A 12,273-nucleotide genomic window follows, 5' to 3' on the forward strand; every position below is an offset into this window, starting at 1 on the left:
GCAAAAAAAAACCCGCTCGGTGGGAGCGGGTGAAGTCCAAAACTAGGGATGTCCTGAAAGAGACAGTTTCACTTTAAGGCTTCCCTGCAATCCGCTCCGTGCGCTGATTCACTTACGCGAGCAAATTGTCGGCATGTCCACACGATACGCGCGGTATCGGGCCGCGCTACCGGCGCAGGATTGTTTTGCCAGGCCGGCAGCAGATGGTGGATGCTCCGGATTCGCCACCTTCGGCCAAGCCTTTACCAGTCAAACACATGCATCCATCACGTCGCCGCTTCCTCGTCCAGGCCATGGCCGGGGCCGGCCTGCTGGCCCTGTCGCCGCCCCACGCCCTGGCCGCGCCCGGGATCGCCATTCCCAACATCACCGGGCTCTATCCGGTGGAAGTCGCCCGCGTCGTCGCACCGCGTACGACGCAGGAGGTCGCCCAGGCCGTGCGCGCCTGGCCCGGCAAGGTCGCAGTCGGGGGCGGCCGCTACAGCATGGGCGGCCAGGTCGCGATCACCGGCGGTCTGCACCTCGACATGCGCGGCATGAACCGGCTCATCCGGCTCGATGCGGGGGCAAAAGTGGCCCGGGTCCAGGCCGGGATGCGCTGGCGCGACCTGCAGGATGCGCTCGACCCGCTGGGCCTGGCCGTGCACACGATGCAGAGCTTCTCGAACTTCACCGTGGGCGGGGCCGTGTCGGTCAATGCCCACGGGCGCTACGTCGGCAACGGGCCGGTGGTGAACTCGGTGCGCGCCCTCCAGCTGGTGCTGGCGGACGGCACGGTCGTGGAAGCGACGCGCACCCGCAACGCCGGCTTGTTCGGCGCCGCCGCCGGCGGCTACGGCGCGGTGGGCGTCATCACCGAGGTCGAGCTTGACCTGGCGCAGAACACCCGCATCGAGCGGAGCGTGGAGGCGGTGGCGCTCGACGATTATCCCGCCTGGTTCCGGCGCATGCAGGAAGCCGGCGACTGCGTCTTCCACAACGCCGACCTGCTGCCGCCGATGTTCGACGCACCGGTGGCAGTCTCCTGGCACCGCACGTCCAAAGCCCTGACCGAAACGGCGAAGCTGGTGCCCCGCGGCCGATCCTACGGCCTGGAGCAGAATGCGCTGTTCGCCATGACCGAGCTGCCGCGCGGCGACTTGTTGCGCACCAAACTGATTCACCCGCTGCTGCTGGCCCGCCCTGCCGTGAAGTGGCGCAATCACGAAGCCAGCCTCGATGTCGCGGAACTGGAGCCGCGCACGCGCCTGGTCTCGACCTATGTGCTGCAGGAGTATTTTATCCCGGTGCGGCATTTCGCCGCCTTTGCCCGGGCCATGGCGGCGACCATCCGCAAGCATGATGCCCGGGTCCTGAACGTGTCGGTGCGCCATTCGCCGGCCGACGGAACCGCGCTGCTGCCGTGGGCAAAGGAAGAAGTGTTTTCCTTCGTGGTGTATTACAAGCAGCGCACCCATGCGGCAGCCCGGCGCAGGGCCGGCGAGTGGACACGCGAGATGATCGACACCGCGCTTGCCTTCGGCGGGCGTTATTACCTGCCCTACCAGCTGCACGCCACCCGCGCCCAGTTCGACCGCGCCTACCCGGAGGCGGAAGCGTTGCGCGCCATCAAACGCAAGGTGGACCCGGGCGGCCGTCTTACGAACGAACTCTGGGCCAAATACCTGTGAGCGCAAAAAAAAACCCGCTCCGATGGGGAGCGGGTGAAGTCCAAAACTAGGGATGTCCTGAAAGAGACGGGTCCACTATAGGCACCGCCCCTCTTCCGTTCTGTGCGTTACCACACATAAACTATCTAAATGTCACATCGGTTTGATCTCGGTGTAAAAAAATGCCGCCGCGACAAGGCCGGGGCGGCATTCCTGCGACAGAGAAGGGCTTACACGACGGCGCCGTCGGTCTCGTCCTTCTCCTTGACCGGCTTGATCAGGTCTTCGCGCTTCACGCCCAGCCACATGGCCAGCGCCGCGGCGACGAATACCGACGAATAGATGCCGAAGCAGATGCCGATGGTCAGCGCCAGCGCGAAGTAATGCAGCGCGTGGCCGCCGAACAGCAGCATCGACAGCACCATGATCTGGGTCGAACCGTGGGTGATGATGGTACGCGAGATGGTGCTGGTGATCGCGTGGTCGATCACTTCCGGCACGCTCATCTTGCGCTGCTTGCGGAACATCTCGCGGATCCGGTCGAAGATGACGACCGATTCGTTGACCGAGTAGCCCAGCACCGCCAGGATCGCCGCCAGCACCGTCAGCGAGAATTCCCACTCGAAGAAGGCGAAGAAGCCCAGGATGATGACCACGTCGTGCAGGTTGGCGATGATCGCCGACACCGCGAACTTCCACTCGAAGCGGACCGCCAGGTAGATGACCACGCCGATGACCACCATGATCAGTGCGTTCAGGCCGTTCTGGGCCAGTTCATCGCCGACCGCCGGACCGACGAACTCGACGCGCTGCAGGCTGACCAGTTCCTTGTTGTCCGCAGTCAGGCAGGCGGTGCGATTGACCTGCTCGCCCTTGTCGGTCGTGACCTGGGTGACCTTCGGCGTACCCTGCTCCGACGCGCAGACCGCGCTGAAGACGCGGGTCGAGGTCCCGGCCTGGTCCTGGCCTTCGATGATCGGCAGGCGCAGCAGGACGCTCTGGGCGGTGCCGAAACCGGTCACCTCGGGCGCTTCGTAGCCGATGCCGCGCAAGGTGTTGCGGATCTTTTCCTGGTCGGCCGCGTGCGGATAATGCAGCTCCATCACGGTGCCGCCGGTGAACTCGACCGACCAATGCAGGCCCTTGGTCACCAGGAAGAACACGGCTGCCAGGAAGGTCACCACCGAGATCACGTTGAGGATCACGGCGTGGCGCATGAACGGGATATCCCGTTTGATCTTGAAAAATTCCATCTTTATTCCTGAGTCGCGTTTTGCTTGTTAGGCGTAAAGCCTTCTTTCCAGACCGTGCCGATCGAGATGTTCGCCAGTTTCTTCTTGCGGCCATACCAGAAGTTGATGAGGCCGCGGGACAGGAACACGGCGGAGAACATCGAGGTCAGGATGCCCAGGCAGTGCACCACGGCGAAGCCGCGCACCGGACCGGAACCGAAGATCAGCAGCGCCAGGCCGACGATCAGGGCGGTGACGTTGGAGTCGAAGATCGTGTCCCAGGCGTGCTTGTAGCCGGCATTGATCGCCACCTGCGGCGCGGCGCCCGCGCGCAGCTCCTCGCGGATGCGCTCGTTGACCAGCACGTTGGAGTCGATTGCCATGCCGAGCGTGAGCGCGATGGCCGCGATACCCGGCAGGGTCAAGGTGACCTGCAGCATCGACAGCAAGGCCAGCAGGAACAACACGTTGGACGCCAGTGCCAGCGCGCTGACGAAGCCGACCAGGTGGTAATAGATGACCATGAAGATCGCGATCGCCACGAAACCCCAGATGGTGGACTTCAGGCCGCGCTCGATGTTCTCGGCGCCCAGCTGCGGGCCGATCACGCGTTCCTCGATGAATTCCATCGGCGCCGACAGCGCGCCGGAGCGCAGCAGCAGCGCCAGCTCGTTGGCGTCTTCGATGCTGCCGATGCCGGTGATCTGGAAGGTCGAACCCAGTTCCTGGTTGATGACCGGGGCCGTCGGCACGCTGTACACGCCTTTTTCCTTCAGCAGCACCGCCAGGCGCTTGCCGACGTTGTCGCGGGTAGCCAGACGCATCCTGCGGCCGCCGTCGCCGTTCAGGTCGATCGAGACGGCCGGCTGCTGGTTCTGGTCGAAGCTGGCGACGGCGCTCGAGATGTAGTCGCCGGTCAGGATGATGTCCTTCGACACCACGACCGGGGCGCCGCGGCCCTCGGTAAACAGTTCCGAGTTCAGCGGAATGGCGGCGGTCTGTTCGGTGCCCGGCGTCACGGTCGGGTCGACCAGGCGCAGTTCCAGGGTGGCGGTGCGGCCGATGATGTCCTTGGCACGCGCCACGTCCTGCACGCCCGGCAGCTGGACGATGATACGGTCGGCGCCCTGCTGCTGGATCAGCGGCTCGGTGGTGCCCAGTTCGTTGATACGCTTGGACAGGGTGGAAATGTTCTGCTTCACGCCCTCTTCTACCGTGCGGCGCAGTGCCTCCGGCTTGAGGCTGACGACCAGCTTCAGCTCGGTGCCATCGGCAGTCTCGGCGAAGGCCAGGTCCTGGGACTGCTTGGCCAGCGTATTTTGGGCGCTAGTGCGGGTGGCCTCGTCGCGGAAGCGCACTTCGATGGTATTGCCGACGCGCTCGATGCCGGCGTGACGGACGTTAGCGTCCCGCAGTTGGCTGCGTACGCTGGCCTGCAAGCCCTTTACCTTGGTGTCGAGCACGGCCTTGCTGTCGATCTGCAGCAGGAAGTGCACGCCGCCGCGCAGGTCCAGGCCCAGGTTCATGGGCTTGGCGCCGATCGATTCCATCCAGGCCGGGGTGTTCTTCGCCAGGTTGACGGTGACGATGTAGTCGGGATTGTCCCGGTCGCGGTTGAGGTCGCGTTCGAGCGCTAGCTTGGCCTTGAACTGGGCGTCGGTGCTGGCAAAGCGCGCGCGTACCGCGGTACTGTTACCGGTGCCTTCCAGGGCGATCTTCGTCGCCGGAACACCGTTGCGCTTGAGGGTATCCTCGACCAGGCTGACGGTGGCGCTGGTGATATTGACCGTCGTTTTACCGGTGGTAACCTGCAGTGCCGGCGATTCGCCGAAGTAGTTCGGTGCCGTGTACAACGCACCGAGCAGGAGCACGACGGCGATCAATAGATATTTCCAGACGGGATAGCGATTCATAGTGTTCCAGCGTTCAAAGTTGGGCACGACGCGGCCCCGGAGGGCCGATGGTGCTTACAGTGCCTTCAGGGTGCCTTTCGGCAACAGCGTTACCACTGCGTTCTTCTGGACCACGATTTCGGTACCGGTAGCGATCTCGAGGGTCACGTAGGTGTCGGCCACCTTGACGACACGGCCCAGGACGCCGCCGGCGGTCGCCACTTCGTCGCCCTTGGTCAGTGCGTCCATCATCGCTTTCAGCTCGCGCTGGCGCTTCTGCTGCGGACGGATCATGAGGAAATACATGACCACGAACATCAGGATCAGCGGCAGGAAGGTGGTCAGGCTACCCATCAGGCCAGGATCGGCTGCAGCCGGGCTTTGCGCGTACGCGTTGGAAATGAACACAAGGACTCCGTAGTTAAAGATGTACAGTGAGGATAAAAAATAAGCGGTGTATTCTAGCACCGGCGCGGGGGCCGGGGACAATTTGAGGGTATGTAGGTCTGTAATTCCGAATTGCAAGATGTTGCTGTAAAAATAAGTCGAAGTGCTGGCCGCCCGATAAGAAAATGGGCTCCTCCTGCAGGAAGAACCCATTTCGGCAAGCTCAACAGTAAGCGCTTGCTTACACGCCGCGCGAGCGGTCCGCGCGGAACTGAATCCGGAACTCGTTGAAGCGGTCGGCATCGATCGCATCGCGCATCTCCTGCATGATCTTCAGGTAGAAGTGCAGGTTGTGGATCGTATTCAGCCTTGCCCCCAGGATCTCGTTCGAGCGGTGCAAGTGGTGCAGGTAGGCGCGCGAGAAGTTCTTGCAGCAGTAGCAATCGCAGCTCTCGTCCAGCGGCGCCTGGTCATCCTTGTAGCGCGCGTTCTTGATCTTGACGTCGCCGAAGCGCGTGAACAGCCATCCGTTGCGGGCATTGCGGGTCGGCATCACGCAGTCGAACATGTCGACGCCATTGGCCACGCCTTCGACCAGGTCTTCCGGCGTGCCGACGCCCATCAGGTAGTGCGGCTTGTTCTCGGGCAGGCGCGGGCCGACGTGGGCCAGGATGCGCTGCATGTCTTCCTTCGGCTCGCCCACCGACAGGCCGCCGATCGCCAGGCCCGGGAAGTCGATGTCTTCCAGCCCTGCCAGCGACTCGTCGCGCAGGTGCTCGTACATGCCGCCCTGGACGATGCCGAACAATGCGTTCGGGTTTTCGCCGCGGTTGAATTCGTTCATCGAGCGCTGGGCCCAGCGCAGCGACATGCGCATCGACTTGGCCGCTTCCTCGGCGGTGGCCGGACGCCCGTCGATCTCGTAGGGAGTGCACTCGTCGAACTGCATCACGATGTCCGAGTTCAGCGAACGCTGGATCTGCATCGACACTTCCGGCGACAGGAACTGGCGCGAACCGTCGATCGGCGACGCGAACTTGACGCCCTCTTCCGTGATCTTGCGCATCGCGCCCAGCGAGAACACCTGGAAGCCGCCCGAGTCGGTCAGGATCGGGCCGTCCCAGCCCATGAACTTGTGCAGGCCGCCGAACTTGTCCAGCACCGCCGTGCCCGGGCGCAGCCACAGGTGGAAGGTATTGCCGAGAATGATCTGCGAGCCCACTTCCTTCAGTTCGATCGGGTCCATCGCCTTGACCGAGCCGTAGGTCCCGACCGGCATGAAGATCGGGGTTTCGATGGTGCCGTGGTTGAGCTTCAGGCGGCCACGGCGCGCGTGCGACAGGCCGCTGGTGTCTTTCTTCAGTAGGGTAAATTCGAGCATCGGTATTCTTTATTGGCGTGAGCGCGTCGTGAGCAGCATGGCGTCGCCATAGCTGAAGAAGCGGTATTCGTTGGCGATCGCATGCTGGTAAGCCTTGCGGATCTCGTGGTAGCCGGCAAAGGCCGACACCAGCATCATGAGCGTCGACTTCGGCAGGTGGAAATTGGTGATCAGCCGGGTCACGGTCTTGAAGGTATAGCCCGGCGTGATGAACAGTGCCGTATCGTCGCTGCCCGCCACCAGCTCGCCCGATTGCGAGGCCGATTCCAGCGCCCGCAGGCTGGTGGTGCCGACCGCCACCACGTCGCGGCCCGCCGCTTTCGCTGCGCGCACCGCCTCCACCGTCTCCTGCGAAATGGTGTACCACTCGGAGTGCATCTTGTGCGCCGACAGGTCCTCGACCCGCACCGGCTGGAAGGTGCCGGCGCCCACGTGCAGGGTCACGTAGGCGAACCGGATCCCTTTCTCGCGCAGGCGGTCCAGCAGCGGCTGGTCGAAGTGCAGCCCGGCGGTCGGCGCAGCGACGGCGCCCGGCTCCTTCGAGTACACGGTCTGGTAGCGCTGCTCGTCGAATTCGTCGGCATTGTGCTCGATGTAGGGCGGCAGCGGCAGGCGACCGTGGGCCTCGATCAAGTCAAATACATCGCCCTCGAAATGCAGGGTGAAGAACTCGCCGGCGCGCTCGCCGGTCGTGACCTCGAAAGCGTCGGCCAGGCGGATGCGGTTGCCCGGCTTCGGCGACTTCGATGCGCGCACCTGCGCCAGCACCGTGCGGTTGTCCAGCACGCGCTCGACCAGCACTTCCACCTGGCCGCCGGTTTCCTTGACGCCGAAGAAGCGCGCCTTGAGCACGCGCGTATTGTTCATCACCAAGAGGTCGCCCGGCTGGAGCTGGTCGATGATGTCGGCAAAATGGCGGTCAGTGATCTGGTCGCCATCGAGCTGCAACAGGCGCGAAGCGCTCCGGTCTGGCAGCGGATGCTGCGCGATCCGCTCTGGCGGCAGGTCGAAATCGAAATCGGAAAGCGAGTACATTGTTGTCAATTCTGGGAAAATGGATGCTGCCAGCCTTACAATAGAGGCTGCAGCGCGTGCGGCGAACCCTCTATTTTACGCCAGCATCTGCTTAAATGCCGCAATATGCCCGCCACCAAGACGCCATCCGCCCCCAAAACCCTTGAATCCAAGCTCGCCCGGCTGGGCCTGCGCACCGACATGGACCTGGTGCTGCACCTGCCGATGCGCTACGAGGACGAGACCAAGGTGGTCACGATCCGCGAAGCCGGCATGCGCGGCCTGCAGACCTGGCAGGTCGAAGGGGTCGTGGTCAAGAATGAAATTACCTACAAGCCGCGCCGCCAGTTGCTGGTGCAGATCGCCGACGACACGGGCGAGCTGCAGCTGCGCTTCATGAATTTCTACGGCAGCCAGGTCAAGCAACTGTCCGAAGGCGTGCGGGTACGTGCCCGGGGCGAGCTGAAACACGGCTTCTTCGGGGCCGAGATGGTGCACCCTACTTACAAGGTGATCAACGAGGGAGCGCCCCTGCCGACCTCGCTCACGCCGGTCTATCCGGCCGGCGAAGGCCTGTCGCAAACGGTGCTGCGGCGCGCGATCAACGACGCCATGAAGCGGGTGGACTGGCGCGACACCCTGCCCAACGCTTTTCTATCCCGCCTGCAGCTGTGGGACTTCGAACCCTCGGTACGCCTGCTGCACTACCCGCCTGCAGACGTGGACGAATACGCGCTGACCGAACGCTCGCATCCGGCCTGGACGCGCATGAAGTTCGACGAGCTGCTGGCGCAGCAGCTGTCCCTGAAGCGGGCGCAGCGCGCGCGCCGTGAAAAAGGCGCGCCGCAGTTGCGTGCGGTTGGCGAACTGTCCGAGTCCTTCCTGGCCGCCCTGCCCTTCAAGCTCACTGGCGCGCAGCAGCGCGTGGTGAAAGAGATCGGCGCCGACCTGCGCGAAGGCTATCCGATGCAGCGCCTGCTGCAGGGCGACGTCGGCAGCGGCAAGACCGTGGTGTCGGCGCTCGCCGCCGCCCAGGCGATCGACAGCGGCTACCAGGCGGCGCTGATGGCGCCCACCGAGATCCTGGCCGAGCAGCACTTCCGCAAAATCGCGGCCTGGATGGAGCCGCTGGGCGTAAAGGTGGCCTGGCTGACCGGCAGCCTGAAGAAGAAGGAAAAGGATGCGGCCAAGGAGCTGATCGAGTCGGGCGAAGCGAAGCTGGTGATCGGCACCCACGCCCTGATCCAGGACACGGTGCAGTTCGCCCGCCTGGGCCTGGTCATCGTCGACGAGCAGCACCGCTTCGGCGTCGGCCAGCGCCTCACCCTGCGCAACAAGGGCAGCGACGGCCTGGTGCCGCACCAGCTCATGATGTCGGCCACGCCAATCCCGCGCACCCTGGCCATGACCTATTACGCCGACCTGGAAGTCTCGGTGATCGACGAACTGCCGCCGGGCCGCAGCCCGATCGTCACCCGCGCCATCGACCAGAACCGGCGCGAGGAAGTGATCGAGCGCGTGCATGCTGCCGCCCTGGAAGGCCGCCAGGTGTATTGGGTGTGTCCGCTGATCGAGGAATCCGAAGTGCTGCAGCTGCAGACCGCGACCGAGACCTACGAGACCCTGGCCGAAGCCCTGCCCGATTTGCAGGTGGGGCTGGTGCACGGACGCCTCAAGCCGCTCGAAAAGCAGGTGATCATGGACGCCTTCATCGCGGGCGACATCCACGTGCTGGTGGCCACCACCGTGATCGAGGTCGGCGTCGACGTGCCGAACGCCTCGCTGATGGTGATCGAGCATGCGGAACGCTTCGGCCTGTCGCAGCTGCACCAACTGCGCGGCCGCGTGGGCCGGGGCTCGGCGGCGAGCGTGTGCCTGCTTCTCTACCAGAGCCCCTTGGGCCAGGTGGCCAAGCAGCGCCTGATGACGATGCGCGAGACCACCGACGGCTTCGAGATCGCGCGGCGCGACCTGGAGATCCGCGGCCCCGGCGAATTCCTCGGTGCGCGCCAGTCGGGCGAGGCGATGCTGCGCTTCGCCGACCTGGAAACCGATCAGTGGATCGTGGAAAAGGCGCGCGACGTCGCGCAATACCTGCTGGATAACGGCGACCGGCCGGAGTACATGGCGGTCATCGATGCGCACCTGACCCGCTGGTTGGGCGGGCGCGAGGAATTCCTCAAGGTCTAGCCGGATACGGCTGCGCCCCGCCGGCAATGTACGGCGGGGCGCCATGTCTTGGCCGGCTTATTGCAGGCGCTGCTTCAGTTCCTGCGACGCCTGCTGCAGGGCGCTGCGCACGGCCGGGACCTCGCTCAGTGCGTTGAGCAGCCCGAAATCGTGGATCATGCCGTTGTAGCGCACCGACTTGACCTCGACACCGGCGGCGTCGAGCTTGCGGCCATAAGCTTCACCTTCGTCGCGCAGCACGTCGAACTCGGCGGTCTGGATCAGCGCTGGCGGCAAGCCCTTGAGCTGGGCGCTGGAGGCCTGCAGCGGCGATGCGTAAATTTCACGGCGTGCGGCGGCATCGCGGGTGTAGTTGTCCCAGAACCAGATCATCATGTCGCGCGTCAGGAAGTGCCCGTTCGCGAATTCCTTGTACGAGGCGTTATCGAAATTGGCATCGGTGACCGGCCACAGCAGGACTTGGGAACGCAGGGCCGGCGCGCCCTTCTCTTTCGCCATCAGGCTGACCACGGCCGCCATGTTGCCGCCCACGCTGTTGCCTGCCACGGCGAGGCGCTTGCCGTCCACGCCGATCTGCTCCCCATTCTCCGCCACCCAACGCGTCGCCGCATAGGCTTCGCGGATCGCGACACCGTAGCCGGCTTCCGGCGAAGGCGTGTAGTCGACGAACACCGCCACCGCGCCGGATCCGGCCACCAGGTCGCGCACCAGGCGTTCATGGGTCGGGTAGTCGCCCAGCACCCAGCCGCCGCCGTGGAAATACATGAACGCCGGCAGGATTCCCTTGGCGCCGGCCGGGCGCACGATGGTCAGCTTGACCGGCTTTCCGTCCAGGGTGACGGTTTTTTCGCTCACCTCGGCCGGGGCCAGTTTCGCCTTTGCGCCCGCCTGCGCTCCCGCCAGGACGGCACGCGCTTCCTGCGGATGCATCTGTTCGATGGGCTTGCCGCCTTCGATCGCCTTGAGGAAGCCGGCGGTGTGGCGTTCGACGCCCGGCAGGCTGGCGGCGCCGGCGTACGTTGCGGTAGCGGCCAGGAGGGCGGCGGCGAGAAAGGTTTTAGCGGTGTTCATGGTGATTTCCTTTGCTGGTTATTAGATCGTGTACTACTTATTTATGGGCTCGAGGGCCTCGCGGGTGATCGCTTAGTTGGCTTGGGCTGCTTCTTCGATCAGGCGGGCGACCGCCGCAGGGTGCGAGGTCATCACCACGTGGGAAGCACCGGGCACCGCGACGGTCTTGCGGGACTTGGCGCGTTCGGCCATGAAGCCCAGTGCCGCGGCCGGAATATTCTTGTCGCCGGTGCCGTAGATGAAATAGGACGGCAGCTTCTTCCAGGCGGGAGCGCCCGCCGCCTCGGTCAGTGCCGCTTCCGCGATCGGACGCTGGGCAACGGCCATCAGCTCGGCTTGTGCTTTTGGCAGGTCGGCCGCGAACTGCTGGTGGAACTTGTCCTGCTGGATGTAGAAGTCCTTGCCGCCGTCGGCCAGGGCGACCGGTTCGGCCAGTGCACTGCCGAGGGTGCCGCCCGGGTAGCGTCCCGACAATTCGAGCGCGGTCTCGCCCTGCTCCGGCGCAAAAGCGGCCACGTACACCAGACCTTTCACATTCGGCTGTCCGTTCGCCGCCGCCGAGATCACGGCGCCGCCGTAGGAGTGGCCGACCAGCACCACCGGTCCGGTTACGCTCTTCACGATGTTGGCGACCGAAATTGCATCGCCCTTCACGCTGCGCAGCGGATTGGCCGCGCCGATCACGGTATAGCCATCGGCGCGCAGTTGGGACGCGACGCCGTTCCAGCTGGCCGCGTCGGCAAAGGCGCCATGCACGAGGATGACGGTCGGCTTGACGCTCGCTGCCGGCGCAGCCAGTGCCGGTGCCGCGGCAACGGCCGTGATCGACAGGGCGAGGGCGATGTTGTTGATGGCTTTCATGGTGAATCCTTTCATTGTTTGTTAGCGATTAGATCGTGCACTACTTATTTGCCTTGACGAACCGGGCACACAAGACCCGGCTCGACCTGTCTACTGCCGTGTTACGAATTCTTTGTCAGGTTGCCGCGCAATGCGTCGAGCTGCTGCTTGAGCACCACGACATCCTGCAGCGCGCATCCGGTGGCGCACAGGAGCTGCGGTTGAAACGCCGCGGCTTCCTTGCGCAACCCACTGCCATGCCCAGTCAGGGAAACGATCACCTGGCGCTCGTCGCCGGCTGCACGTACGCGCCTGACCAGTTCTGCCTGTTCCATGCGCTTGAGCAGCGGCGTCAGGGTCGCGGAGTCGAGCTGCAGCCGTTCGCCGATGCCCGATACCGTTTGCTCGTCCTGTTCCCACAGCACCATCAATACCAGGTATTGCGAGTAAGTGACACCCATCTTCTTCAGCAGCTTGCGGTAGACCTTGCTCATCGCCAGCGAGGTCGAATACAGCGAAAAGCACAGCTGCTGATCGAGCTGGGGAACCTGGTTTGCCGGTGTTTGTTTGCTATCCATGCAAATCAGTTTACATAGCACGCTATTAAATTGCAAGCT

General features: G+C 64.2%; 10 protein-coding genes. 2 read left to right on the plus strand and 8 right to left on the minus strand.

What is annotated here, in order from left to right; translation table 11 throughout:
• Positions 1-257 precede the first annotated feature (257 nt).
• A complete protein-coding gene (locus MA09_RS18510) occupies positions 258-1,670 on the plus strand; it encodes an FAD-binding oxidoreductase (RefSeq protein WP_200883089.1) in 1,413 nt (470 codons plus the stop codon).
• Between the two features lie 209 nt (positions 1,671-1,879).
• Here the strand turns inward: MA09_RS18510 and secF are convergent, their stop codons facing one another.
• The 5 genes from secF to queA form a co-directional block, all read right to left on the minus strand.
• On the minus strand, positions 1,880-2,902 hold the full coding sequence (secF, locus tag MA09_RS18515) for a protein translocase subunit SecF (protein WP_036251682.1): 1,023 nt from the start codon (positions 2,900-2,902) through the stop codon (positions 1,880-1,882).
• Between the two features lie 2 nt (positions 2,903-2,904).
• Complete coding sequence (gene secD, locus MA09_RS18520) at positions 2,905-4,794, minus strand: protein translocase subunit SecD (RefSeq protein WP_036251683.1); 1,890 nt, start codon at positions 4,792-4,794, stop codon at positions 2,905-2,907.
• 54 nt (positions 4,795-4,848) lie between these two features.
• Positions 4,849-5,181: a preprotein translocase subunit YajC gene (yajC, locus tag MA09_RS18525; RefSeq protein ID WP_036251684.1), complete on the minus strand. Its 333-nt coding sequence runs from the start codon at positions 5,179-5,181 to the stop codon at positions 4,849-4,851.
• Between the two features lie 220 nt (positions 5,182-5,401).
• Complete coding sequence (tgt, locus tag MA09_RS18530) at positions 5,402-6,541, minus strand: tRNA guanosine(34) transglycosylase Tgt (protein WP_036251686.1); 1,140 nt, start codon at positions 6,539-6,541, stop codon at positions 5,402-5,404.
• 9 nt (positions 6,542-6,550) lie between these two features.
• The gene (gene queA / locus MA09_RS18535) at positions 6,551-7,576 is read right to left on the minus strand and encodes a tRNA preQ1(34) S-adenosylmethionine ribosyltransferase-isomerase QueA (protein ID WP_036251688.1); all 1,026 of its coding nucleotides are present in this window, start codon (positions 7,574-7,576) and stop codon (positions 6,551-6,553) included.
• A 105-nt stretch (positions 7,577-7,681) separates the two neighbouring features.
• On the opposite strand from queA, the gene recG reads away from it, so the two are divergent.
• Positions 7,682-9,745: an ATP-dependent DNA helicase RecG gene (gene recG, locus MA09_RS18540; protein WP_036251689.1), complete on the plus strand. Its 2,064-nt coding sequence runs from the start codon at positions 7,682-7,684 to the stop codon at positions 9,743-9,745.
• Positions 9,746-9,802: 57 nt separating this feature from the next.
• On the opposite strand, the gene MA09_RS18545 is transcribed toward recG, so the two are convergent.
• From MA09_RS18545 to MA09_RS18555, 3 genes are all read right to left on the minus strand, one after another.
• Complete coding sequence (locus MA09_RS18545) at positions 9,803-10,816, minus strand: alpha/beta hydrolase (RefSeq protein ID WP_036251690.1); 1,014 nt, start codon at positions 10,814-10,816, stop codon at positions 9,803-9,805.
• 72 nt (positions 10,817-10,888) lie between these two features.
• The gene (locus MA09_RS18550; RefSeq protein ID WP_051933572.1) at positions 10,889-11,677 is read right to left on the minus strand and encodes an alpha/beta fold hydrolase; all 789 of its coding nucleotides are present in this window, start codon (positions 11,675-11,677) and stop codon (positions 10,889-10,891) included.
• 101 nt (positions 11,678-11,778) lie between these two features.
• Positions 11,779-12,234: a MarR family winged helix-turn-helix transcriptional regulator gene (locus MA09_RS18555; protein ID WP_036251691.1), complete on the minus strand. Its 456-nt coding sequence runs from the start codon at positions 12,232-12,234 to the stop codon at positions 11,779-11,781.
• Positions 12,235-12,273 lie beyond the last annotated feature (39 nt).

The organism is Massilia sp. BSC265 (assembly GCF_000740675.1).
Lineage (GTDB): Bacteria > Pseudomonadota > Gammaproteobacteria > Burkholderiales > Burkholderiaceae_D > Telluria.